Genomic DNA, 448 nt, shown 5'->3' with positions numbered 1-448 from the left:
GGACGTCGATGCGGTAGTAATCGACATCGCGCGGTTCCTCGGAGAACCACTCGGCCGCTGCTTCGAGCATCTTCGCGGCCGCACCTTGTCGGCGGTAGTCCTCGCGAACGAACAGGCCGTTGACGTATCCGTGGTTGTCCAGTTGGAAGATGGGGTGATCACCCATCACGCGGGCTTCGAGAACGCCGATCGGTTCGTCGGCGTCGTCGCTTTCGGCCAGCAGGACGATGCCGTACTTCGAGTCGACGAGCTGATTTTCGAAGTACTGGAGCCAGCGTTCGTTGGCCTCTCCGCTGTGGCTGTATCGCTCGTCGTACTCCGAGAGATGACTGGTGAAGCCGTGCCAGAGGTCCAAGATTTCCTCGCCATCCGCTTCAGTGGCATATCGTGTTTGGATTCCCATACTCTCCGTACCGAACCGGTCCTCCTAAAAGATTCGCGTCGAGGT

General features: G+C 59.2%; 1 protein-coding gene. It reads right to left on the bottom strand.

Annotated elements, in window-relative coordinates:
• Window positions 1-403: GNAT family N-acetyltransferase (locus tag DEQ92_RS22780; RefSeq protein ID WP_115821818.1), on the bottom strand; the 403-nt coding region annotated here is incomplete at its 3' end.
• Window positions 404-448 lie beyond the last annotated feature (45 nt).

It is taken from the genome of Haloferax sp. Atlit-6N, from assembly GCF_003383195.1.
Classification (GTDB): Archaea; Halobacteriota; Halobacteria; order Halobacteriales; family Haloferacaceae; genus Haloferax; species Haloferax gibbonsii.
Note: the sequence above shows the minus strand (reverse complement) of the source record. Positions and strands in the feature narration are given on the sequence as shown.